Genomic DNA, 20,714 nt, shown 5'->3' on the forward strand with positions numbered 1-20,714 from the left:
CTGATGAGCACCATCGACATCATTTCGCCGGCAGGCGACAAGGCCGGGACCGTCGAACTCCCCACGGAGATCTTCGACGCCAAGGTCAGCATTCCGCTGATCCACCAGGTCGTCGTCGCCCAGCTGGCCGCGGCCCGACAGGGCACGCACAAGACCAAGACCCGCGGTGAAGTCCGCGGCGGTGGCAAGAAGCCGTACCGCCAGAAGGGCACCGGCCGCGCCCGTCAGGGTTCGACCCGCGCTCCGCAGTTCGCCGGCGGTGGCGTCGTCCACGGCCCCGTGCCGCGTGACTACTCGCAGCGGACCCCGAAGAAGATGAAGGCCGCCGCCCTGCGCGGTGCCCTCACCGACCGGGCCCGTCACTCTCGTATCCACGTCGTCTCCGGCCTGGTCGAGGACGCGGTGTCCACCAAGGCCGCGAAGACCCTGCTTGGCAAGATCAGCGAGCGCAAGAACGTGCTCCTGGTCGTCGAGCGGGCCGACGAGGCCGCGTGGCTCTCCGCCCGCAACCTGCCCCAGGTGCACATCCTGGCGCCGGGCCAGCTCAACACGTACGACGTGATCGTCTCCGACGACGTGGTCTTCACCCAGGCCGCTTTCGAGTCCTTCGTGTCTGGCCCCCAGAAGGCCGATGACAACGAGGGGAGCGAAGCCTGATGGCTGAGATCACCAGCAAGACCTTCCACGACCACCGCGACATTCTTGTCAAGCCGGTTGTGTCCGAGAAGAGCTACGCGCTGCTCGACGAGAACAAGTACACGTTCATCGTGGCGCCCACGGCCAACAAGACCCAGATCAAGCAGGCCGTGGAAGCGGTCTTCTCGGTCAAGGTCGCCGGGGTCAACACGATCAACCGCCAGGGCAAGCGCAAGCGCACCCGCACCGGTTTCGGGAAGCGCGCGGACACCAAGCGCGCCATCGTGACCCTCGCAGAGGGCGACCGTATCGACATCTTCGGCGGCCCGACCTCCTGACGGAGGTCGAGACGTCCAGGATCCGGAATTCTTCCGAGGACTGAGAGACAATGGGTATCCGCAAGTACAAGCCGACGACCCCGGGCCGTCGTGGCTCCAGCGTCGCCGACTTTGTCGAGATCACGCGGTCCACGCCGGAGAAGTCGCTGGTCCGCCCGCTGCACAGCAAGGGCGGCCGTAACAACGCCGGTCGTGTGACCGTTCGCCACCAGGGTGGTGGCCACAAGCGCGCCTACCGCGTGATCGACTTCCGTCGTCACGACAAGGACGGCGTGCCTGCCAAGGTCGCGCACATCGAGTACGACCCGAACCGCACCGCGCGCATCGCGCTGCTCCACTACGCGGACGGCGAGAAGCGCTACATCATCGCCCCCCGTGGCCTGGCGCAGGGCGCCCGTGTCGAGAACGGTCCGGCCGCCGACATCAAGCCCGGCAACAACCTGGCGCTGCGCAACATCCCGGTCGGTACGACCATCCACGCCATCGAGCTGCGGCCCGGCGGCGGCGCGAAGTTCGCCCGTTCCGCGGGTGCCTCCGTGCAGCTCCTGGCGAAGGAGGGCTCCATGGCCCACCTCCGCATGCCGTCCGGCGAGATCCGGCTGGTCGACGTCCGCTGCCGCGCCACCATCGGCGAGGTCGGCAACGCCGAGCAGTCGAACATCAACTGGGGCAAGGCCGGCCGTATGCGCTGGAAGGGCGTCCGCCCGACCGTCCGCGGTGTCGCGATGAACCCGGTCGACCACCCGCACGGTGGTGGTGAGGGCAAGACCTCCGGTGGTCGCCACCCGGTCAGCCCGTGGGGTCAGAAGGAGGGTCGTACTCGCTCGCCGAAGAAGGCAAGCAGCAAGTACATCGTCCGCCGCCGCAAGACGAACAAGAAGCGCTAGGAGCGGGTTTAGATGCCGCGCAGTCTCAAGAAGGGGCCCTTCGTCGACGGACACCTCATCAAGAAGGTGGACGTACAGAACGAAGCAGGCACCAAGAACGTCATCAAGACCTGGTCCCGTCGCTCGATGATCGTCCCGGCCATGCTGGGCCACACGATCGCGGTGCACAACGGCAAGATTCATGTCCCGGTGTTCGTCACCGAGTCCATGGTCGGCCACAAGCTCGGCGAGTTCTCGCCGACTCGCACCTTCCGAGGCCACGTCAAGGACGACCGGAAGTCGAAGCGCCGCTAACGCGGGGTGAACTGACTATGACTCTCACCGAAGGGACAACCATGGAAGCCAGGGCCCAGGCGCGGTACATCCGCGTCACGCCCATGAAGGCCCGCCGCGTGGTGGACCTCATCCGTGGCATGGATGCCACGGAGGCTCAGGCGGTCCTGCGCTTCGCCCCGCAGGCCGCGAGCGTGCCGGTAGGCAAGGTGCTTGACAGCGCCATTGCCAACGCCGCGCACAACTACGACCACTCCGACGCCAATTCGCTGGTCATCAGCGAGGCGTATGTGGACGAGGGTCCGACCCTGAAGCGGTTCCGGCCGCGCGCGCAGGGTCGTGCCTACCGGATCCGTAAGCGGACCAGCCACATCACCGTGGTCGTCAGCAGCAAGGAAGGAACCCGGTAATGGGCCAGAAGGTTAACCCGCATGGGTTCCGGCTCGGTATCACCACGGACTTCAAGTCCCGCTGGTACGCCGACAAGCTGTACTCGGACTACGTCAAGGAAGACGTTGCCATTCGTCGCATGATGACGAAGGGCATGGAGCGGGCCGGCATCTCCAAGGTGGAGATCGAGCGCACCCGTGACCGCGTCCGCGTCGACATCCACACCGCGCGTCCGGGCATCGTCATCGGCCGCCGCGGCGCCGAGGCCGACCGCATCCGCGGCGAGCTGGAGAAGCTGACCGGCAAGCAGGTCCAGCTCAACATCCTTGAGGTCAAGAACCCCGAGGTGGACGCTCAGCTCGTGGCCCAGGCCGTGGCCGAGCAGCTCTCCTCGCGTGTCTCCTTCCGTCGCGCCATGCGTAAGAGCATGCAGTCGACGATGAAGGCCGGCGCCAAGGGCATCAAGATCCAGTGCGGTGGCCGTCTCGGCGGCGCCGAGATGTCCCGCTCGGAGTTCTACCGCGAGGGCCGTGTGCCCCTGCACACGCTCCGTGCCAACGTCGACTACGGCTTCTTCGAGGCCAAGACGACCTTCGGCCGCATCGGTGTGAAGGTCTGGATCTACAAGGGCGACGTCAAGAACATCGCCGAGGTCCGCGCCGAGAACGCCGCGGCGCGCGCCGGTAACCGTCCCGCCCGCGGTGGCGGCAACGACCGTCCCGCCGGCCGTGGTGGCCGCGGTGGCGAGCGTGGCGGACGTGGCCGCAAGCCGCAGCAGAGCCCGGGAGCCGAGGCCCCCAAGGCCGACGCCACCGCTGCTCCGGCCGCCGAGGCGACGACCTCTTCTACCGGCGGAACGGAGGCCTGACCGAAATGCTGATCCCCCGTAGGGTCAAGCACCGCAAGCAGCACCACCCCAAGCGCAGCGGTATGTCCAAGGGTGGAACGCAGGTTGCGTTCGGCGAGTACGGCATCCAGGCGCTGACCCCCGCCTACGTGACGAACCGGCAGATCGAGTCCGCTCGTATCGCCATGACGCGTCACATCAAGCGTGGCGGCAAGGTCTGGATCAACATCTACCCGGACCGTCCGCTCACGAAGAAGCCCGCCGAGACCCGCATGGGTTCCGGTAAGGGTTCCCCCGAGTGGTGGATCGCGAACGTCAAGCCGGGACGGGTGATGTTCGAGCTGTCCTACCCGAACGAGAAGATTGCGCGTGAGGCGCTTACCCGCGCTGCTCACAAGCTTCCGATGAAGTGCCGGATCGTTCGGCGCGAGGCAGGTGAGTCGTGATGGCGGCCGTGACCAAGGCGTCCGAACTGCGCGAGCTGGGCAACGAGGAGCTTGTCGACAAGCTCCGCGAGGCCAAGGAAGAGCTGTTCAACCTCCGCTTCCAGGCGGCGACCGGTCAGCTCGAAAACCACGGGCGGCTGAAGCTCGTGCGCAAGGACATCGCGCGGATCTACACCCTGATGCGTGAGCGCGAGCTGGGCATCGAGACGGTGGAGAGCGCCTGATGACTGAGAACAACGTGACCGAGACCAAGGCCGACCGCGGAGACCGCAAGACCCGTGAGGGTCTCGTTGTCAGCGACAAGATGGACAAGACCGTCGTCGTCGCTGTCGAGGACCGCGTCAAGCACGCTCTGTACGGCAAGGTCATCCGCCGTACGAACAAGCTCAAGGCCCACGACGAGCAGAACGCCGCCGGCGTCGGCGACCGCGTCCTCCTGATGGAGACCCGGCCGCAGTCCGCCACGAAGCGGTGGCGCATCGTCGAGATCCTCGAGAAGGCCAAGTAACACCAGCAGGTCCCCCTCCGAGGGGGTTTCCCCTCGGAACAGTTCCGCCAGGCTCCGGGAGCCGCGCGTCCACGGATGAGCGGCCCCCGGGGAACCGGCAGACGATCAGGAGATAGACGTGATCCAGCAGGAGTCGCGACTGCGCGTCGCCGACAACACGGGTGCGAAGGAAATTCTCACCATCCGTGTTCTCGGTGGCTCGGGTCGTCGCTACGCGGGCATCGGTGACGTCATCGTCGCCACCGTCAAGGACGCGATCCCCGGTGGCAACGTGAAGAAGGGTGACGTCGTCAAGGCGGTCATCGTTCGCACCGTGAAGGAGCGTCGTCGTCAGGACGGCTCGTACATCCGCTTCGACGAGAACGCCGCCGTCATTCTGAAGAACGACGGCGACCCTCGTGGCACCCGTATCTTCGGCCCGGTGGGCCGTGAGCTGCGCGAGAAGAAGTTCATGAAGATCATCTCGCTCGCGCCGGAGGTGCTGTAAGCATGAAGATCAAGAAGGGCGACCTGGTTCAGGTCATCACCGGTAAGGACAAGGGCAAGCAGGGCAAGGTCATTGTGGCCTACCCCACGCAGGACCGTGTTCTCGTCGAGGGTGTCAACCGGGTCAAGAAGCACACCAAGGCCGGACAGACGGCTCGCGGTTCGCAGACCGGTGGCATCGTGACCACCGAAGCCCCCATCCACATCAGCAATGTTCAGCTGGTCGTGGAGAAGGACGGCAAGAAGGTCGTTACCCGCGTCGGCTACCGCTTTGACGACGAGGGCAACAAGATCCGCGTTGCCAAGCGGACCGGTGAGGACATCTGATGACTGCGACCACTACCGCGCCGCGTCTGAAGCTGCGCTACCGCGAGGAGATCGCCGGCAAGCTGCGTGAGGAGTTCTCCTACGAGAACGTCATGCAGATCCCCGGCCTCGTCAAGATCGTGGTCAACATGGGTGTGGGCGACGCCGCCCGCGACTCCAAGCTGATCGAGGGTGCCATCAAGGACCTCACCACGATCACCGGCCAGAAGCCGTCCGTCACCAAGGCCCGCAAGTCGATCGCGCAGTTCAAGCTGCGCGAGGGGCAGCCGATCGGCTGCCACGTCACCCTCCGCGGTGACCGCATGTGGGAGTTCCTGGACCGTACGCTGTCGCTCGCGCTGCCGCGTATCCGTGACTTCCGCGGCCTGTCGCCGAAGCAGTTCGACGGCCGTGGCAACTACACCTTCGGTCTCACGGAGCAGGTCATGTTCCACGAGATCGACCAGGACAAGATCGACCGGGTCCGGGGCATGGACATCACCGTGGTCACCACGGCGACCAACGACGACGAGGGTCGTGCCCTCCTTCGTCACCTCGGCTTCCCGTTCAAGGAGAACTGACCGTGGCGAAGAAGGCTCTGATCGCTAAGGCCGCCCGCAAGCCGAAGTTCGGTGTGCGCGGTTACACCCGCTGCCAGCGCTGCGGCCGGCCCCACTCCGTCTACCGCAAGTTCGGCCTGTGCCGCGTGTGCCTTCGTGAGATGGCCCACCGTGGCGAGCTGCCGGGCGTGACCAAGAGCTCCTGGTAGTTCCGAATCCAATCCGTCGGCCGAAGGCCGCCCTTGAGGGGTGGCGGTCGGGCGACGGTGGGCGGAACTGCTCGAAGCTCTCGGTAAGCAATTTGGTTGGCGGGGGCCTTCCTTCACATGCCGTAGGCTTGTGGGGTTGGGCGCCCGCCGTCCATGACTGACTTACTACGCCGTAGGTCCCCGCACCGCACCCGTCCCGACTCTGATCGGGGAGAGGGATGGCGCATACAGGAAACCCCGGCGAGAGAGGCCGAAGGCCAACTCATGACCATGACTGATCCCATCGCAGACATGCTCACGCGTCTGCGTAACGCGAACTCGGCATACCACGACGACGTCGTGATGCCGCACAGCAAGATCAAGTCGCACATCGCGGAGATCCTCCAGCAGGAGGGCTTCATCACCGGCTGGAAGGTCGAGGACGCCGAAGTCGGCAAGAGCCTCGTCCTGGAGCTGAAGTTCGGCCCGAACCGCGAGCGTTCGATCGCCGGCATCAAGCGCATCTCCAAGCCGGGTCTGCGCGTGTACGCGAAGTCCACCAGTCTGCCGAAGGTCCTCGGTGGCCTGGGCGTGGCGATCATCTCCACGTCCCACGGTCTCCTGACCGGCCAGCAGGCAGGCAAGAAGGGCGTAGGTGGGGAAGTCCTCGCCTACGTCTGGTAGTCGGGAACGGAGGAAAAGCTCATGTCGCGAATCGGCAAGCTCCCCATCCAGGTTCCCGCCGGTGTGGACGTCACCATCGATGGCCGCACGGTCGCGGTGAAGGGCCCCAAGGGGTCCCTCTCGCACACCGTCGCCGCGCCGATCGAGGTCACCAAGGGCGAGGACGGCACCCTCTCGGTGCTGCGCCCCAACGACGAGCGTCAGAACAAGGCCCTCCACGGCCTGTCCCGCACGCTGGTGGCGAACATGATCACCGGCGTGACCCAGGGATACATCAAGGCGCTCGAAATCAGCGGTGTCGGCTACCGCGTCCAGGCGAAGGGCTCCAACCTGGAGTTCGCCCTGGGCTACAGCCACCCGATCCTCATCGAGGCCCCTGAGGGCATCACCTTCAAGGTCGAGAACCCCACGAAGTTCACGGTCGAGGGGATCGACAAGCAGAAGGTCGGCGAGGTCGCCGCTAACATCCGCAAGCTGCGGAAGCCCGACCCGTACAAGGCCAAGGGCGTCAAGTACGCGGGCGAGGTCATCCGCCGCAAGGTCGGAAAGGCGGGTAAGTAAGCCATGGCATACGGTGTAAAGATCGCCAAGGGTGACGCGTACAAGCGCGCCGCCATCAAGCGTCGTCACATCCGCGTGCGCAAGCACGTCTCCGGCACGCCGGAGCGTCCTCGCCTCGTCGTGACGCGCTCCAACCGCAACATCGTCGCCCAGGTCATCGACGACATCGCGGGCCACACGCTCGCTTCGGCGTCGACCCTGGACACCTCGATCCGTGGTGGCGAGGGCGACAAGAGCGCCCAGGCCCAGCGGGTCGGCGCCCTGGTCGCCGAGCGCGCCAAGGCCGCGGGTGTCGAGGCTGTCGTGTTCGACCGTGGTGGCAACAGGTACGCCGGGCGCATTGCCGCTCTGGCTGACGCCGCCCGCGAAGCCGGGCTGAAGTTCTAGGCCCCGGTTCCGGGACTAACGGACGTAACAGAGAGAGGTAAATCCAATGGCTGGACCCCAGCGCCGCGGAAGCGGTGCCGGTGGCGGCGAGCGGCGGGACCGGAAGGGTCGCGACGGCAGTGCCGCCGAGAAGACCGCTTACGTTGAGCGCGTTGTCGCGATCAACCGTGTCGCCAAGGTCGTGAAGGGTGGTCGTCGCTTCAGCTTCACCGCGCTGGTCGTGGTGGGCGACGGTGACGGCACCGTAGGCGTCGGTTACGGGAAGGCGAAGGAGGTTCCGGCCGCCATCGCCAAGGGTGTTGAGGAGGCCAAGAAGAACTTCTTCAAGGTCCCCCGTATCCAGGGCACCATCCCTCACCCGATCCAGGGCGAGAAGGCCGCGGGCGTCGTCCTGCTCAAGCCGGCTTCCCCCGGTACCGGCGTTATCGCCGGTGGCCCGGTGCGTGCCGTGCTGGAGTGCGCGGGCGTCCACGACATCCTGTCGAAGTCGCTCGGCTCGGACAACGCGATCAACATCGTGCACGCGACGGTCGCGGCCCTCCAGGGTCTGCAGCGTCCCGAGGAGATCGCGGCCCGCCGCGGTCTGCCCCTTGAGGACGTCGCCCCGGCCGCTCTGCTCCGTGCGCGTGCGGGAGCGGGTGCGTAATGGCCCGTCTCAAGATCACGCAGACGAAGTCGTACATCGGCAGCAAGCAGAACCACCGTGACACGCTGCGTTCGCTCGGGCTGAAGCGCCTGCACGACGTGGTCGTCAAGGAGGACCGTCCCGAGTTCCGCGGCATGGCCAACACCGTGCGGCACCTCGTCACGGTCGAGGAGGTCGACTGACATGGCCGAGAACAACGGCCCGCTGAAGGCCCACAACCTCCGTCCTGCCCCGGGCGCCAAGACCGCCAAGACCCGTGTGGGTCGTGGTGAGGCGTCCAAGGGTAAGACCGCAGGTCGTGGTACCAAGGGCACCAAGGCCCGTTACCAGGTTCCGGAGCGCTTCGAGGGCGGGCAGATGCCCCTCCACATGCGTCTCCCGAAGCTGAAGGGCTTCAAGAACCCGTTCCGCACCGAGTACCAGGTGGTGAACCTGGACAAGCTCTCCGCCCTCTACCCCGAGGGTGGCGAGGTCACGGTGGCCGACCTGGTCACCAAGGGTGCGGTGCGCAAGAACAGCCTCGTCAAGGTCCTGGGCCAGGGCGAGATCACCGTGGCGCTGCAGGTTTCGGTTGACGCCGTTTCCGGCTCCGCCAAGGAGAAGATCGCCGCCGCCGGCGGCACCGTCACCGAGCTCGTCTGAGACAACTCGATGGCCTGAACACCCGACCGGGGATGCCTCTTCCAAGGGGCATCCCCGGTTGGTCGTTCCTAGGGGGGCACTGTCGCCGGTAAGGTGGCGTGCATTGTTGCTGTACGAAGCCGGGGGCTCGCTCCCCGGACCCGGAGTCGCGCTCCGGGACCAGCTCGTTCCCGTATCCGTCGATCCTCAATACCGTCACCTCTGACGCAGTAGCGCGGGGGTCGCAGGAGGCACCGTGCTCACCGCGTTCGCCCGGGCGTTCAAGACGCCCGACCTGCGCAAGAAGCTGCTCTTCACACTCGGCATCATCGTGCTGTACCGGCTCGGGGCGCACGTGCCCGTGCCCGGTGTCAGCTACGCGAATGTCCAGATCTGTGTCGACGCGGCCCAGAAGGGCAACAACAGCCTGTTCGGCTTGGTGAACATGTTCAGCGGCGGGGCGCTGCTGCAGATCACGATCTTCGCGCTCGGCATCATGCCGTACATCACCGCGAGCATCATTCTGCAGCTCCTGACCGTGGTCATCCCCCGGCTGGAGGCCCTCAAGAAAGAGGGCTCTTCCGGCCAGGCCAAGATCACGCAGTACACCCGCTACCTGACTGTCGCCCTCGCCGTGCTCCAGGGCACCGGGCTGGTGGCCACCGCACGCAGCGGCGCGCTGTTCAGCGGCTGCCCGGTGGCGTCGCAGATCGTCCCCGACCAGTCGATCTTCGTCACCGTCGTCATGGTCATCACCATGACCGCCGGCACCGCCGCCGTCATGTGGCTCGGTGAGCTGATCACCGACAAGGGCATCGGCAACGGCATGTCCATCCTCATGTTCATCTCGATCGCCGCGGGCTTCCCCGGCGCGCTGTGGGCCATCAAGCAGAGCGGCGAGCTCGCGGACGGCTGGATCGAGTTCGGCACGGTCATCCTCATCGGCTTCGTGATGGTCGGCCTCGTCGTCTTCGTCGAGCAGGCCCAGCGCCGTATCCCCGTGCAGTACGCGAAGCGCATGATCGGCCGTCGGTCGTACGGCGGTACGTCGACGTACATCCCGCTGAAGGTGAACCAGGCGGGTGTGATCCCCGTCATCTTCGCGTCGTCGCTGCTCTACATCCCGGCTCTGGTCGCGCAGTTCTCCAGCGGGAACTCGGCGTGGAAGACCTGGATCGAGGCCCACTTCGTCAAGGGCGACCACCCGTACTACATCGCGACGTACTTCCTGTTGATCGTGTTCTTCGCCTTCTTCTACGTGGCGATCTCGTTCAACCCCGAAGAAGTCGCCGACAACATGAAGAAGTATGGTGGGTTCATCCCGGGTATCCGGGCAGGCCGGCCCACGGCCGAGTACCTGAGCTACGTGCTCAACAGGATCACTTGGCCGGGCTCGCTGTACCTGGGGCTGATCGCTCTCGTACCGACGATGGCGTTGGCGGGCTTCGGCGGTGCCAACCAGAACTTCCCGTTCGGCGGGACGAGCATCCTGATCATCGTGGGTGTGGGGCTGGAGACCGTCAAGCAGATCGAGAGCCAGCTTCAGCAGCGCAATTACGAAGGGTTCCTCCGCTGATGCGAATCGTCCTCGTCGGACCGCCCGGTGCCGGCAAGGGAACGCAGGCCGCGTACCTCGCCAAGAACCTGTCGATCCCGCACATCTCCACGGGCGACCTGTTCCGCGCCAACATCAGCCAGGGCACCGACCTCGGCAAACAGGCGAAGGCGTACATGGACGCCGGGAATCTCGTGCCCGACGAGGTCACCATCGCGATGGCGCAGGACCGCATGGCCCAGCCGGACGCCGAGAACGGCTTCCTGCTGGACGGCTTCCCGCGCAATGTGTCGCAGGCGAAGGCGCTCGACAAGGCGCTCACGACGGACGGCGTGCACCTCGACGCCGTACTGGACCTGGAGGTCCCCGAGGAGGAGGTCGTGAAGCGGATCGCCGGCCGGCGCATCTGCCGCAACGACAGCGCGCACGTCTTCCACGTGACGTACAGCCCGCCGAAGCAGGAAGGCGTCTGTGACGTCTGCGGCGGCGAGCTCTACCAGCGGGACGACGACTCCGAGGAGACCGTACGGACGCGGCTGGAGGTCTACCACACGCAGACCGAGCCGATCATCGACCACTACCGGGCGCAGGGCCTGGTCGTGACGATCTCGGCGCTCGGCAAGGTCACCGAGGTGACCGAGCGTGCGATGGCCGCGTTGGAGCGCGATCCGGCCTCACAGGCCTGACCGGGCCCCGCAAGCCCCAGCAATGACCAGTACGGCCGTGGTGTCCCAGGGGCACCACGGCCGTACTGTTGAGCAGGCGCCGTGGGCCGCAGGGCCCGGCGTATCGATTCTCTGACAGTCAGGTGGAAGGCACAGGCATGGTGGAGATCAAGACCCCCGAGCAGATCGCGAAGATGCGCGAGGCGGGGCTGGTCGTCGCGGCCGTGCACGCCGCCACCGGCGAGGCCGCGGTGCCCGGCGCCACCACCCGGGATCTCGACCAGGTCGCCCGCAAGGTGCTCGCCGAGCACGGCGCGAAGCCGAACTTCCTCGGGTACGGCGGGTTCCCCGCGACGATCTGCACCTCGGTCAACGAGGTCGTCGTCCATGGCATCCCCGACGACACGACGGTCCTCAAGGACGGCGACATCATCTCCGTCGACGCGGGCGCGATCATCGACGGCTGGCACGGCGACGCGGCCTTCACGGCCTTCGTCGGCACCGGTCACGCCCCGGAGCTGGTCGAGCTGTCCCGGGTGACCGAGGAGTCGATGTGGGCGGGCATCGCGGCCATGCGCGCCGGCAACCGCCTCATCGACGTCTCCCGCGCGATCGAGACGTACATCAGGCGCCAGCCGCGCCCCGGTGGCGGCAAGTACGGGATCATCGAGGAGTACGGCGGCCACGGCATCGGCACCGAGATGCACATGGACCCCCACCTGCTGAACTACGTCACGCGCAAGCGCGGCAAGGGCCCCAAGCTGATCCCCGGCTTCTGCCTGGCGATCGAGCCGATGGTCTCCCTCGGCACCCCCCGTACGCAGGTGCTGGAGGACGACTGGACGGTCATCACGACCGACGGGACCTGGTCCTCGCACTGGGAGCACTCGGTGGCGCTGACGGAGGAGGGCCCCCTCGTCCTCACCGCCCCCGACGGCGGCAGGGCGAAGCTGGCGGAGCTGGGTGTCACGGCGGCGCCCGACCCGCTCGCCTAGAGCACGCCTCGGAGCCGCCCTCGCGGCCCCTGCTTAAAGATCTTCCACGGTGGGCAAACTGAACGGATTCGTCTTTTCGGGTGGGCTCCCGTAGACTGACGCGTCGGCTCTGGTGTACCCGTGTGTCCTCATGCGATTGCCAGAATCGATCAAGGTAGCCGATTCGAAGGGCGAAGCGTGGCCAAGAAGCAAGGTGCCATCGAAATTGAGGGCACCGTGATCGAGTCCCTCCCGAACGCCATGTTCAAGGTGGAGCTGCAGAACGGTCACAAGGTCCTCGCGCACATCAGCGGCAAGATGCGGATGCACTACATCCGGATCCTTCCCGATGACCGGGTCGTGGTGGAGCTGTCTCCGTACGACCTGACGCGTGGCCGGATCGTCTACCGATACAAGTAGATCTTGTGGACGTCCCTTCACCGGGGCGTACGCACTGACCCGGAGAACCTCAATCCCATGAAGGTCAAGCCGAGCGTCAAGAAGATCTGCGACAAGTGCAAGGTGATCCGCCGTCACGGCCGGGTCATGGTCATCTGCGACAACCTGCGCCACAAGCAGCGCCAGGGCTGACGCAAGACCCCCCAGCACCTCGCAGTACTTCGCGCGACGCGAGCAAACGTAATGACGCAGTGTCCGGCTCCCACGCGATGGGACCGACACCTCCGGCGGAGGCCGGGGACCCGGACCGTACGGACGCCGTACGGCAGCCGGGACAGACACTGCGGTAGACCTCCGACACATCAGGAGCCATGAATGGCACGCCTCGCAGGCGTTGACCTCCCGCGCGACAAGCGCGTCGAGGTCGCCCTCACCTACGTCTTCGGTATCGGGCGCACCCGGTCCAAGGAGACCCTCGCCGCCGTCGGCGTGGACGCCAACGTCCGCGTCCGCGACCTTGCCGAGGAAGACCTCGTCAAGATCCGCGAGTACGTCGACGGCAACCTCAAGACCGAGGGTGACCTCCGTCGCGAGATCGCCGCCGACATCCGCCGCAAGGTCGAGATCGGCTGCTACCAGGGTCTGCGTCACCGCCGCGGCCTGCCGGTGCACGGTCAGCGCACCAGCACGAACGCCCGTACCCGCAAGGGTCCGCGTCGCGCGATCGCCGGCAAGAAGAAGCCGGGCAAGAAGTAGTCCTCAGCCGGACGCTCACCAGCGGTCTTCGCTGTAGGACCGACCACCTCCCTGTAGGAGAGATAGATGCCCCCCAAGGGTCGTCAGGGCGCTGCCAAGAAGGTGCGCCGCAAGGAAAAGAAGAACGTCGCTCACGGGCACGCCCACATCAAGAGCACGTTCAACAACACCATCGTCTCGATCACGGACCCCTCGGGCAACGTGATCTCCTGGGCCTCCGCCGGCCACGTCGGCTTCAAGGGCTCGCGCAAGTCCACCCCCTTCGCCGCGCAGATGGCCGCCGAGTCGGCCGCCCGCCGCGCGCAGGAGCACGGCATGCGCAAGGTCGACGTCTTCGTCAAGGGTCCCGGCTCCGGCCGTGAGACCGCGATCCGCTCGCTCCAGGCCACCGGCCTGGAGGTGGGCTCGATCCAGGACGTCACCCCCACCCCGCACAACGGCTGCCGTCCCCCCAAGCGCCGCCGCGTCTGAGGTAGCACCGGCCGCGGTGGAGTTTCGGGCTGGGGGCGTGGGGGTTATCCCCCACACGCGGCAGTACGGCTGCCGTCCCCCCAAGCGCCGCCGCGTCTGAGGCCCGGTTGTCTTGAGGATGCGGGCGGTACGGCGCTTTCGCGTCGTGCCGCCCGTACCCTTGTCAGTATTGATGGACGTCAAATAGCGGGCGTCCCCAACTGAAGGATCGCACCATGCTGATTGCTCAGCGCCCCTCGTTGACCGAAGAGGTCGTCGACGAATACCGCTCCCGGTTCGTGATCGAGCCGCTGGAGCCGGGCTTCGGCTACACCCTCGGCAACTCGCTCCGCCGTACGCTCCTCTCCTCGATCCCCGGTGCCGCCGTCACCAGCATCCGGATCGACGGGGTCCTGCACGAGTTCACCACCGTGCCGGGCGTCAAGGAGGACGTCACCGACCTCATCCTCAACATCAAGCAGCTCGTCGTCTCCTCGGAGCACGACGAGCCCGTCGTGATGTACCTGCGCAAGCAGGGCCCCGGCCTGGTCACGGCCGCCGACATCGCCCCGCCGGCCGGTGTCGAGGTGCACAACCCGGACCTCGTCCTCGCCACGCTGAACGGCAAGGGCAAGCTGGAGATGGAGCTGACCGTCGAGCGCGGTCGCGGCTACGTCTCCGCCGTCCAGAACAAGCAGGTCGGCCAGGAGATCGGCCGTATCCCGGTCGACTCCATCTACTCGCCGGTGCTCAAGGTCACGTACAAGGTCGAGGCGACCCGTGTCGAGCAGCGCACCGACTTCGACAAGCTGATCGTCGACGTCGAGACCAAGCAGGCCATGCGGCCGCGCGACGCCATGGCGTCCGCCGGTAAGACGCTGGTCGAGCTGTTCGGCCTGGCGCGCGAGCTGAACATCGACGCCGAGGGCATCGACATGGGCCCGTCGCCGACGGACGCCGCGCTCGCCGCCGATCTCGCCCTGCCGATCGAGGAGCTGGAGCTCACCGTTCGGTCGTACAACTGCCTCAAGCGCGAGGGCATCCACTCCGTGGGTGAGCTCGTGGCCCGCTCCGAGGCGGACCTGCTCGACATCCGTAACTTCGGCGCCAAGTCGATCGACGAGGTCAAGGCGAAGCTGGCCGGCATGGGCCTCGCGCTCAAGGACAGCCCGCCCGGATTCGACCCGACCGCCGCCGCGGACGCCTTCGGCGCCGAGGACGACGCGGACGCCGGTTTCGTGGAGACCGAGCAGTACTGAGCGGTACCGGGTTCCGCCGGGCAACGGGCGGAATCCGGTCAGCGCTGAGCTGATTTCGCTTCCGCGGGGCGACCGCCTCGTGGGAACTGACACCGGTACCTGATACGGCCGGTGCAGACACAAGGAGAAACACCATGCCGCAGCCCACCAAGGGTGCCCGTCTGGGCGGCAGCGCCGCGCACGAGAAGCTGCTCCTCGCGAACCTCGCGAAGTCGCTCTTCGAGCACGGCCGCATCACCACGACCGAGGCCAAGGCCCGCCGCCTGCGTCCGGTCGCGGAGCGCTTCATCACCAAGGCGAAGAAGGGCGACATCCACAACCGTCGCCTGGTGCTCCAGTCGATCACGGACAAGGGCATCGTCCACACGCTCTTCACCGAGATCGCGCCGCGGTACGAGAACCGCCCCGGTGGTTACACGCGCATCACCAAGATCGGCAACCGTCGTGGCGACAACGCCCCGATGGCGGTCATCGAGCTGGTCGAGGCCCTGACCGTGGCGCAGGAGGCCACCGGTGAGGCCGAGGCCGCCACGAAGCGCGCGGTCAAGGAAGACGCCCTCAAGAAGGACGAGGCTCCGGCCGAGACCGTCGAGGACGCCAAGCCCGCCGCCGAGGCCAAGGACGAGGCTGAGTCCAAGGACGCCTGAGTCCTGCAGTCGGCTGTACGGACGGGTCCGCTCCCTCACGGGGGCGGGCCCGTTCCGTTTTCCGTTGGGAGAGGATCGGACAGGTGTGCAGGTGAGCGAGAACCCCGAGAGCGTCGTCGAAAAGACCGGGAGCCCCGAGAACCCCGAGGGCCCGGCGGCCGGTCATGTACGGGTGCGGCTGGACCTCTCGTACGACGGCAAGGACTTCTCCGGCTGGGCCAGGCAGCGCACCCGGCGCACGGTCCAGGGCGAGATCGAGGACGCGCTCCGTACGGTGACGCGGTCCTCCGTGACGTACGACCTGACCGTGGCCGGGCGCACCGACGCGGGCGTGCACGCCCGCGGCCAGGTCGCCCAGGTGGATCTTCCGCTGGACGTCTGGGCGGAGCACCGCGAGCGGCTGCTGCGGCGCCTCGCGGGACGGCTGCCGCACGACGTACGGGTCTGGAAGGCCGAGGAGGCGCCGGCGGGTTTCAACGCGCGCTTCTCGGCGATCTGGCGGCGGTACGCCTACCGCGTCACCGACCACCCCGGGGGCGTCGACCCGCTGCTGCGCGGCCATGTGCTGTGGCACGACTGGTCGTTGGACGTGGCCGCGATGAACGCCGCGTCGGCCGGACTGCTCGGCGAGCACGACTTCGCGGCGTACTGCAAGCGGCGCGAGGGCGCGACGACGATCCGTACGCTCCAGCGGCTGGAGTGGGAGCGGGACGCGAGCGGCGTCATCACCGCGACCGTGCGCGCCGACGCCTTCTGCCACAACATGGTGCGCTCGCTGGTCGGCGCGCTGCTCTTCGTGGGCGACGGCCACCGGCCGGTGGAGTGGCCGGCGAAGGTCCTGGCGGCGGGCGTACGGGACTCGGCGGTCCATGTCGTACGCCCGCACGGGCTGACGCTGGAGGAGGTCGGCTACCCGGCCGACGAGCTGCTGGGCGCGCGCAACCGCCAGGCACGCAACAAGCGGACGCTGGGCGGCTGCGCGGGCTGCTAGGGCCTTTCGTTCGGATCCGGCTGGAAAAGGGGACGGGTCCGGTGCCGCGAGACGCGGCACCGGGGCACGCGAGCCCAGCGAGATCCGAACGAGAGGCCCCAGGCGCCTCAGGCCTGGGCCGCGCCGCGTAGCCGGCGGCTCACCCGGTGCAGCAGTATGCGGGGCCGGGGGCCGGCCGGCCGTGGGGCGGCGACCCGGAAGGACAGCTCCCGGCCGGGAGTGGTCCAGTACGGGGCGATCCGGTCGGCCGCCGGCAGCTCCTCCGGTACGTCGGGGCTCCGGTGCGCGCCGAGCCGGGCGGTCTTCGTCCAGCCGAGCGCGGTCAGCCGTACGGAGGCGTCCCAGACGCCGGCGCGCAGGCCGGCCACGGTGAGGGACGCCGTCCCCGTGACGCTCAGCCCGCTGCCCCCGGTGTACGCGACGGTGCACTCCGTGGCCGGCCGGTGTTCCTTGCCGCTCTCGCGGTCGCGCAGGACGAGGACGGCGGACGCCTGGTCGGGGTGCGCGCCCGCGGTGAGCGGTTCGCGGGCGAAGCGCTCCGGCAGGGGCTGGCCGAGCCCCACCGGGGCCAGGGACCGCCGTGCCTCCGGGTCCGGCAGCGACACGTCCAGCGGGCCCTCGGCGGTACGCAGGTGCGCGGTGAAGGTGACCCGGAGCGTGGCGTCGTCCGGGCGGACCACCCGGTCCAGCCGGGCGTGGCAGCCGATCGACGTCTCCCAGCGCGCGAGCGCCGGCAGCTCGTCGGGGCGGCCGTCGGCGATCAGGCCGAGCGCGACCCGGGCCACGGAGGGCAGCGCCGCGGCCGCGGTGGGGGAGACGCCGTCCCTGACGAGCGCGCGGACCGCGTCGAACAGGTCACGCCGGGCGGCGTCGTCGAGATCCAGCAGCTCCGTCCCGGTCAGCCGGTCCAGCAGCTCCAGGCGCAGCCAGCGCCGGTGCAGCCGGTCGCGCGCCGCGCCCGGCTCGGTGAGGGCGTCGACCCGCGCCATGAGCGCGCGCAGCGCCGGGTAGAACGCGCCGGGCGCCGCCGCGGGGCCCTCGGGCGCCGGGCCGTAGCGGAAGCAGACGTACCGGCCGAGGACGGCCGTGCGGCCCGCCAGGACGGTCGCCTCGGCGGTGAACGCCTGCTCTGCCAGCGTCTCCCGGCCCCCGACGCCCACCTCGGGAGCCGCGCCGAAGCGCAGCCCGTGTTCGGCGAGGAACGCCCGGTCGAAGAGCTTGTCCGAGCCGAGGCTGTCGGCCAGCGGGTCCTTGGCGAGGGTGGCCCGCGGCCGGTCGCGGGTGAACAGCGCGTGCGGGACGGGTCTGCCCCGGCCCGCGGGCTTTCCGGCGACGATGTCGGCGTCGTGCTCGACGCCGTACGCGTACAGCCGTTGCAGCGCCTCGGTGCCCAGCTCGGTGCCGGGCTCCACGAAGAGGACGTACGCCCCGGTCGCGTCGGCGAGTCCGGCGTCGCGCTCCTCGGCCACGATCACTTCGAACGCGGCGGGCGGGAGGGTCTGGGCGGCCAGGGAGTCGAGGGTGAGGCGCAGGGCGTCGGCGGCGGCGCCCGTCGTCCGTGCGACGTCCGCGGCGGCGCCCGCCGTCCGCAGGGCGCCCGCCGTCCGTACGACGACGCTGACCTTGACGCCGGCCGCGGGCGGGTCCGTACGCCGTACGGTCAGGGGTCGGCCTCCGGCGTCGAGCGCGGTCGCGTACCGGTCGAATCCGGCGCCGGTGAGCCGTACCCGTACCTCCCACTCGCCGTCGTCCAGCGGACGGCCGCCCGCGGCACGCAGCGGGTCCACGGCGAAGGTGCCGTGCACGACGGGGCGGACCAGGACCGTGCCGTCGTCCCCGGGCGCCCCCTGGTGCTCCTCCAGGACGAGGGAGGTCTCGCGCCCCACCGGCCACACGTGCGCGGTCTCCGTGTGCCGCAGCAGTACGTCCGCCTTGAACGTGCCCAGCGCGTCGGTCACGTCGACGGGCTCCAGCACCCCGTCGGTCAGCGAAGGGGCGAGGAAGTACCGCTCGCCGCGTCGCGCCAGCAACAGGCCGGGGCCGCCAGGGCGTTCCTCGAAGCGGGCGGTGAAGGACGCCTTGAGGCGGTCGCGGTTCCAGCCCGTGCGTCCGACGGCGCAGTGGGCGCGCAGCTCCGTCAGGCGGCGGGTGAACTCGGTGAGTTCGGCGGGCCTGTTCGCCCGCAGCAGCGTCGACCTGACGCGGTACAGGACCGGCAGCCCCTCGTGCACGCCGTCGGTCATGTACTCGTCGGCCAGCTCCCGTACGGCGTCGAACGGGTCGTCCCGGAACGGCGGGTCGGTCGGCAGGCCCTCGGGCTCCACCCCGAGGCGGTGCAGCAGCTCGACCCGGTAGAAGCGGCGCAGCAGCCGGTCGCGGGCGGGGCCCGGTTCCGTGCCCGCGACGACGGTGTCCAGGATCTGGCGCAGGTTGCCGTAGAAGTAGCGCGGGTCGATGGCCGACGTACCGGCGTTGGAGGCGTCGTCGCGCGCCCAGTACGTGTAGCAGACGTAGTCGCCGAGGACGGAGACGACGGACGCCTTGAGGTAGGCGCGGGCCATGAAGAGCTGGTCCTCCAGGATCCAGGGCCCTTCGGGGTGCACGATGCCGTGCTCGCGCAGGAACGCGGTGCGGAACATCTTGTGCGGGGTGAGGCTGTCGATCAGCGGCGCGTTCCACACCGTGCAGGACTCGCGCGTCCGGCTCATCAGGGTGTACGGGACGCCTCGGGCGTGGAAGTTGCTGGCGACCTTGCCGATGAGGATGTCGGAGTGGTTGCGCTCGGCCATCGCGTACAGCCGCTCCAGCGCCTCGGGCGCCAGCCGGTCGTCGTGGTCCGCGAACTGCACGTACGCGCCGTTGGCCCCCGCCACCCCCACGTTGCGGGGGCGGCCGGGCCAGCCGGAGTTGGGGATGGAGACCGTGCGGAAGTGGGGGTGCTCGGCGGCGAGTTCGGCGAGGCGCGCCGGGGTCCCGTCGGTCGAGCCGTCGTCGACGAAGAGGACCTCGAACGCGTCGCGCGGCATGGTCTGCCCGAGCAGTGAGTCGACGAGCGGCTCGATGTGGGGTCCCGAGTTGTACGTCGGCACCACCACAGTGATCTTGACGGCCGTCATCGGTTCTCCCCCGTGATCATCCTGTGCAGTCTCTGTGAAACATACTCAGGTGAACGCGGGGGCAGCTACTGGGTTACGGGCTCCGTGGCCGCCGCCGACGCCTGTGCCTGGCCCCGGCCGAGGATCTGGCGGAAGGTGAACTCCGCCAGGTCGTCGCCGATCGCGTAGACGTCCTTGTCGGTCTTGACGACGTTCTTGCCGCTCGTGAAGCCGCCGACGGTGAAGTAGACGTACCTGCCGTACGAGTTGGTGGTCTTGCGGCAGACCGAGGGCGCCCGGCAGAAGGTGTCGACCCCGTCGCCGGAGAGCGAGGCGACGCCGCCCTGCGCCTGGTCCTTGGCCTTCAGCGCCTGGGCCTCCCGCTCGAAGACGGCGACGCCGACCGTGACGGCCACTCCGTCCTTGTGATAGGTGGCGCGGATGACCTGGTCGCAACTGTTCGAGGCGAGTACGGAGCCCAGCGCGCCCTGGGTCGCGGCGGCGCAGTTGGTGGTGGAGGTCGTGGCGCCCTTGAGGTAGACGCGGTCGCCCATCGTCAGCTTCTTGCCGGGGAACAACGTGTCCTCGCCGAGCGGGGCCTTGTCCTTGTCGGCGCTGGATATGAAGTCCTTCGGGTCCGGCGGCGGCAGCGGCGCCGCCGACGGGAAGGACGGAGCGGGCTCGCCGCTCCGGTCCGGCAGATCGGCGGAGGAGGTGGGGAGTTGGCCCGAGGCATTCTCCGTACCGTCGTCGGCGCCGCCGGTGCCGTTCATCGATACGACGGCCGTCGCGACGATCGCGGCGACCGCGCCCGTGGCGAGCACCCCGCCGCCGATCATCAGCCACCGCTTGCGGCGGCTGCGGGCGGCGGACGCGTCGGCCAGCGCCGCCCAGTCGGGTGTCTGTGTGCCGTACGGGTCCGACGCCGGCGGCTCGTACGGGTCCTGGGATCCGTACCCGCCCTGCGACTGCCGTGCTCCGTACGGATCGTGGTCCGGTGAACCGGGGCCGCCCCACGAAGGGCCCTGCCCCCCCTGCCCATGCCCAAAGCTCATGCCGCGCAGTTTAAGCCCCGCCGAGCGTCGCGCGCGCGTGCGTCCTGCCCCGCGCACCCGGCCGGGAAACGGGCCCGGTGGGACGGGTGGGGCGGGTGAGGTGG

At 68.4% G+C, this 20,714-nt stretch carries 31 protein-coding genes; 29 read left to right on the forward strand and 2 right to left on the reverse strand.

The window, feature by feature from the left end:
- Window positions 1-3 precede the first annotated feature (3 nt).
- The 29 genes from rplD (at window position 4) to truA (ending at window position 16,460) form a co-directional block, all read left to right on the forward strand.
- Entirely contained in the window at window positions 4-657 is a 654-nt protein-coding gene (gene rplD / locus ACFXPL_RS29355; RefSeq protein ID WP_384925243.1) for a 50S ribosomal protein L4, read from the forward strand.
- A complete protein-coding gene (gene rplW, locus ACFXPL_RS29360) occupies window positions 657-974 on the forward strand; it encodes a 50S ribosomal protein L23 (RefSeq protein WP_384925245.1) in 318 nt (105 codons plus the stop codon). Before rplD ends, rplW begins: the two co-directional genes overlap by 1 nt.
- Window positions 975-1,024: 50 nt before the next feature.
- On the forward strand, window positions 1,025-1,861 hold the full coding sequence (gene rplB, locus ACFXPL_RS29365) for a 50S ribosomal protein L2 (RefSeq protein WP_129770859.1): 837 nt from the start codon (window positions 1,025-1,027) through the stop codon (window positions 1,859-1,861).
- Window positions 1,862-1,873: 12 nt separating this feature from the next.
- On the forward strand, window positions 1,874-2,155 hold the full coding sequence (gene rpsS / locus ACFXPL_RS29370) for a 30S ribosomal protein S19 (RefSeq protein ID WP_003966956.1): 282 nt from the start codon (window positions 1,874-1,876) through the stop codon (window positions 2,153-2,155).
- Between the two features lie 41 nt (window positions 2,156-2,196).
- Entirely contained in the window at window positions 2,197-2,544 is a 348-nt protein-coding gene (rplV, locus tag ACFXPL_RS29375) for a 50S ribosomal protein L22 (RefSeq protein WP_119286202.1), read from the forward strand.
- Entirely contained in the window at window positions 2,544-3,392 is an 849-nt protein-coding gene (gene rpsC / locus ACFXPL_RS29380; RefSeq protein ID WP_384925248.1) for a 30S ribosomal protein S3, read from the forward strand. Before rplV ends, rpsC begins: the two co-directional genes overlap by 1 nt.
- A gap of 5 nt (window positions 3,393-3,397) precedes the next feature.
- A complete protein-coding gene (gene rplP / locus ACFXPL_RS29385) occupies window positions 3,398-3,817 on the forward strand; it encodes a 50S ribosomal protein L16 (protein ID WP_003966953.1) in 420 nt (139 codons plus the stop codon).
- Window positions 3,817-4,041 (forward strand): 50S ribosomal protein L29, encoded by a 225-nt coding sequence (gene rpmC, locus ACFXPL_RS29390; protein WP_031230018.1) that lies wholly within the window; start codon window positions 3,817-3,819, stop codon window positions 4,039-4,041. Before rplP ends, rpmC begins: the two co-directional genes overlap by 1 nt.
- Window positions 4,041-4,325, forward strand: coding sequence for a 30S ribosomal protein S17 (gene rpsQ, locus ACFXPL_RS29395; RefSeq protein WP_384925251.1), 285 nt, complete (start codon window positions 4,041-4,043; stop codon window positions 4,323-4,325). Before rpmC ends, rpsQ begins: the two co-directional genes overlap by 1 nt.
- Window positions 4,326-4,443: 118 nt before the next feature.
- Complete coding sequence (gene rplN / locus ACFXPL_RS29400) at window positions 4,444-4,812, forward strand: 50S ribosomal protein L14 (RefSeq protein WP_003966950.1); 369 nt, start codon at window positions 4,444-4,446, stop codon at window positions 4,810-4,812.
- A gap of 2 nt (window positions 4,813-4,814) precedes the next feature.
- A complete protein-coding gene (gene rplX / locus ACFXPL_RS29405) occupies window positions 4,815-5,138 on the forward strand; it encodes a 50S ribosomal protein L24 (RefSeq protein WP_030351442.1) in 324 nt (107 codons plus the stop codon).
- Complete coding sequence (rplE, locus tag ACFXPL_RS29410) at window positions 5,138-5,698, forward strand: 50S ribosomal protein L5 (protein ID WP_030351443.1); 561 nt, start codon at window positions 5,138-5,140, stop codon at window positions 5,696-5,698. The genes rplX and rplE overlap by 1 nt, the downstream gene beginning before the upstream one ends.
- Before the next feature lie 2 nt (window positions 5,699-5,700).
- A complete protein-coding gene (locus ACFXPL_RS29415; protein WP_003948630.1) occupies window positions 5,701-5,886 on the forward strand; it encodes a type Z 30S ribosomal protein S14 in 186 nt (61 codons plus the stop codon).
- Window positions 5,887-6,150: 264 nt separating this feature from the next.
- Window positions 6,151-6,549, forward strand: coding sequence for a 30S ribosomal protein S8 (gene rpsH, locus ACFXPL_RS29420; RefSeq protein ID WP_384925254.1), 399 nt, complete (start codon window positions 6,151-6,153; stop codon window positions 6,547-6,549).
- Between the two features lie 21 nt (window positions 6,550-6,570).
- The gene (gene rplF / locus ACFXPL_RS29425) at window positions 6,571-7,110 is read left to right on the forward strand and encodes a 50S ribosomal protein L6 (RefSeq protein WP_384925256.1); all 540 of its coding nucleotides are present in this window, start codon (window positions 6,571-6,573) and stop codon (window positions 7,108-7,110) included.
- A 3-nt stretch (window positions 7,111-7,113) separates the two neighbouring features.
- Window positions 7,114-7,497, forward strand: coding sequence for a 50S ribosomal protein L18 (gene rplR / locus ACFXPL_RS29430; RefSeq protein ID WP_384925258.1), 384 nt, complete (start codon window positions 7,114-7,116; stop codon window positions 7,495-7,497).
- Window positions 7,498-7,543: 46 nt separating this feature from the next.
- Entirely contained in the window at window positions 7,544-8,143 is a 600-nt protein-coding gene (rpsE, locus tag ACFXPL_RS29435) for a 30S ribosomal protein S5 (RefSeq protein ID WP_384925261.1), read from the forward strand.
- Window positions 8,143-8,325: a 50S ribosomal protein L30 gene (gene rpmD / locus ACFXPL_RS29440; RefSeq protein WP_024491595.1), complete on the forward strand. Its 183-nt coding sequence runs from the start codon at window positions 8,143-8,145 to the stop codon at window positions 8,323-8,325. Before rpsE ends, rpmD begins: the two co-directional genes overlap by 1 nt.
- A 1-nt stretch (window position 8,326) precedes the next feature.
- Entirely contained in the window at window positions 8,327-8,785 is a 459-nt protein-coding gene (gene rplO, locus ACFXPL_RS29445) for a 50S ribosomal protein L15 (RefSeq protein WP_329828621.1), read from the forward strand.
- A gap of 235 nt (window positions 8,786-9,020) precedes the next feature.
- On the forward strand, window positions 9,021-10,340 hold the full coding sequence (secY, locus tag ACFXPL_RS29450; protein WP_384925264.1) for a preprotein translocase subunit SecY: 1,320 nt from the start codon (window positions 9,021-9,023) through the stop codon (window positions 10,338-10,340).
- Window positions 10,340-11,005: an adenylate kinase gene (locus tag ACFXPL_RS29455; RefSeq protein WP_384925266.1), complete on the forward strand. Its 666-nt coding sequence runs from the start codon at window positions 10,340-10,342 to the stop codon at window positions 11,003-11,005. The genes secY and ACFXPL_RS29455 overlap by 1 nt, the downstream gene beginning before the upstream one ends.
- 137 nt (window positions 11,006-11,142) lie before the next feature.
- On the forward strand, window positions 11,143-11,979 hold the full coding sequence (map, locus tag ACFXPL_RS29460; protein WP_384925269.1) for a type I methionyl aminopeptidase: 837 nt from the start codon (window positions 11,143-11,145) through the stop codon (window positions 11,977-11,979).
- Between the two features lie 177 nt (window positions 11,980-12,156).
- A complete protein-coding gene (gene infA / locus ACFXPL_RS29465) occupies window positions 12,157-12,378 on the forward strand; it encodes a translation initiation factor IF-1 (RefSeq protein ID WP_003956442.1) in 222 nt (73 codons plus the stop codon).
- A gap of 57 nt (window positions 12,379-12,435) precedes the next feature.
- Window positions 12,436-12,549 carry a 50S ribosomal protein L36 gene (gene rpmJ / locus ACFXPL_RS29470; protein ID WP_003956441.1) on the forward strand — a complete coding sequence of 38 codons (114 nt, stop codon included), beginning with the start codon at window positions 12,436-12,438 and terminating at the stop codon, window positions 12,547-12,549.
- A 183-nt stretch (window positions 12,550-12,732) separates the two neighbouring features.
- On the forward strand, window positions 12,733-13,113 hold the full coding sequence (gene rpsM / locus ACFXPL_RS29475; protein ID WP_384925271.1) for a 30S ribosomal protein S13: 381 nt from the start codon (window positions 12,733-12,735) through the stop codon (window positions 13,111-13,113).
- A 66-nt stretch (window positions 13,114-13,179) separates the two neighbouring features.
- A complete protein-coding gene (rpsK, locus tag ACFXPL_RS29480) occupies window positions 13,180-13,584 on the forward strand; it encodes a 30S ribosomal protein S11 (protein WP_003956432.1) in 405 nt (134 codons plus the stop codon).
- 215 nt (window positions 13,585-13,799) lie between these two features.
- Entirely contained in the window at window positions 13,800-14,822 is a 1,023-nt protein-coding gene (locus ACFXPL_RS29485) for a DNA-directed RNA polymerase subunit alpha (RefSeq protein ID WP_329828625.1), read from the forward strand.
- Between the two features lie 134 nt (window positions 14,823-14,956).
- Complete coding sequence (gene rplQ, locus ACFXPL_RS29490; RefSeq protein ID WP_384925273.1) at window positions 14,957-15,469, forward strand: 50S ribosomal protein L17; 513 nt, start codon at window positions 14,957-14,959, stop codon at window positions 15,467-15,469.
- A 172-nt stretch (window positions 15,470-15,641) separates the two neighbouring features.
- The gene (truA, locus tag ACFXPL_RS29495; protein WP_384925296.1) at window positions 15,642-16,460 is read left to right on the forward strand and encodes a tRNA pseudouridine(38-40) synthase TruA; all 819 of its coding nucleotides are present in this window, start codon (window positions 15,642-15,644) and stop codon (window positions 16,458-16,460) included.
- 107 nt (window positions 16,461-16,567) lie between these two features.
- Here truA and ACFXPL_RS29500 read toward each other — a convergent pair whose 3' ends face one another.
- A complete protein-coding gene (locus ACFXPL_RS29500) occupies window positions 16,568-19,576 on the reverse strand; it encodes a glycosyltransferase (protein ID WP_384925275.1) in 3,009 nt (1,002 codons plus the stop codon).
- Window positions 19,577-19,641: 65 nt separating this feature from the next.
- Complete coding sequence (locus tag ACFXPL_RS29505; RefSeq protein WP_384925277.1) at window positions 19,642-20,610, reverse strand: hypothetical protein; 969 nt, start codon at window positions 20,608-20,610, stop codon at window positions 19,642-19,644.
- Window positions 20,611-20,714: the final 104 nt, after the last annotated feature.

This window comes from Streptomyces sp. NPDC059092 (assembly GCF_042756365.1).
In the GTDB taxonomy this organism is placed as follows: domain Bacteria; phylum Actinomycetota; class Actinomycetes; order Streptomycetales; family Streptomycetaceae; genus Streptomyces.

What these genes read in the sequence shown, in the direction of transcription:
- rplD (WP_384925243.1), top strand. Translation starts at nt 4, where the DNA reads ATGAGCACCATCGACATCATTTCGCCGGCAGGCGACAAGGCCGGGACC.
- rplW (WP_384925245.1), top strand. Translation starts at nt 657, where the DNA reads ATGGCTGAGATCACCAGCAAGACCTTCCACGACCACCGCGACATTCTT.
- rplB (WP_129770859.1), top strand. Translation starts at nt 1,025, where the DNA reads ATGGGTATCCGCAAGTACAAGCCGACGACCCCGGGCCGTCGTGGCTCC.
- rpsS (WP_003966956.1), top strand. Translation starts at nt 1,874, where the DNA reads ATGCCGCGCAGTCTCAAGAAGGGGCCCTTCGTCGACGGACACCTCATC.
- rplV (WP_119286202.1), top strand. Translation starts at nt 2,197, where the DNA reads ATGGAAGCCAGGGCCCAGGCGCGGTACATCCGCGTCACGCCCATGAAG.
- rpsC (WP_384925248.1), top strand. Translation starts at nt 2,544, where the DNA reads ATGGGCCAGAAGGTTAACCCGCATGGGTTCCGGCTCGGTATCACCACG.
- rplP (WP_003966953.1), top strand. Translation starts at nt 3,398, where the DNA reads ATGCTGATCCCCCGTAGGGTCAAGCACCGCAAGCAGCACCACCCCAAG.
- rpmC (WP_031230018.1), top strand. Translation starts at nt 3,817, where the DNA reads ATGGCGGCCGTGACCAAGGCGTCCGAACTGCGCGAGCTGGGCAACGAG.
- rpsQ (WP_384925251.1), top strand. Translation starts at nt 4,041, where the DNA reads ATGACTGAGAACAACGTGACCGAGACCAAGGCCGACCGCGGAGACCGC.
- rplX (WP_030351442.1), top strand. Translation starts at nt 4,815, where the DNA reads ATGAAGATCAAGAAGGGCGACCTGGTTCAGGTCATCACCGGTAAGGAC.
- rplE (WP_030351443.1), top strand. Translation starts at nt 5,138, where the DNA reads ATGACTGCGACCACTACCGCGCCGCGTCTGAAGCTGCGCTACCGCGAG.
- rpsH (WP_384925254.1), top strand. Translation starts at nt 6,151, where the DNA reads ATGACCATGACTGATCCCATCGCAGACATGCTCACGCGTCTGCGTAAC.
- rplF (WP_384925256.1), top strand. Translation starts at nt 6,571, where the DNA reads ATGTCGCGAATCGGCAAGCTCCCCATCCAGGTTCCCGCCGGTGTGGAC.
- rplR (WP_384925258.1), top strand. Translation starts at nt 7,114, where the DNA reads ATGGCATACGGTGTAAAGATCGCCAAGGGTGACGCGTACAAGCGCGCC.
- rpsE (WP_384925261.1), top strand. Translation starts at nt 7,544, where the DNA reads ATGGCTGGACCCCAGCGCCGCGGAAGCGGTGCCGGTGGCGGCGAGCGG.
- rpmD (WP_024491595.1), top strand. Translation starts at nt 8,143, where the DNA reads ATGGCCCGTCTCAAGATCACGCAGACGAAGTCGTACATCGGCAGCAAG.
- rplO (WP_329828621.1), top strand. Translation starts at nt 8,327, where the DNA reads ATGGCCGAGAACAACGGCCCGCTGAAGGCCCACAACCTCCGTCCTGCC.
- ACFXPL_RS29455 (WP_384925266.1), top strand. Translation starts at nt 10,340, where the DNA reads ATGCGAATCGTCCTCGTCGGACCGCCCGGTGCCGGCAAGGGAACGCAG.
- map (WP_384925269.1), top strand. Translation starts at nt 11,143, where the DNA reads ATGGTGGAGATCAAGACCCCCGAGCAGATCGCGAAGATGCGCGAGGCG.
- rpmJ (WP_003956441.1), top strand. Translation starts at nt 12,436, where the DNA reads ATGAAGGTCAAGCCGAGCGTCAAGAAGATCTGCGACAAGTGCAAGGTG.
- rpsM (WP_384925271.1), top strand. Translation starts at nt 12,733, where the DNA reads ATGGCACGCCTCGCAGGCGTTGACCTCCCGCGCGACAAGCGCGTCGAG.
- rpsK (WP_003956432.1), top strand. Translation starts at nt 13,180, where the DNA reads ATGCCCCCCAAGGGTCGTCAGGGCGCTGCCAAGAAGGTGCGCCGCAAG.
- ACFXPL_RS29485 (WP_329828625.1), top strand. Translation starts at nt 13,800, where the DNA reads ATGCTGATTGCTCAGCGCCCCTCGTTGACCGAAGAGGTCGTCGACGAA.
- rplQ (WP_384925273.1), top strand. Translation starts at nt 14,957, where the DNA reads ATGCCGCAGCCCACCAAGGGTGCCCGTCTGGGCGGCAGCGCCGCGCAC.
- ACFXPL_RS29500 (WP_384925275.1), bottom strand. Translation starts at nt 19,576, where the DNA reads ATGACGGCCGTCAAGATCACTGTGGTGGTGCCGACGTACAACTCGGGA.
- ACFXPL_RS29505 (WP_384925277.1), bottom strand. Translation starts at nt 20,610, where the DNA reads ATGAGCTTTGGGCATGGGCAGGGGGGGCAGGGCCCTTCGTGGGGCGGC.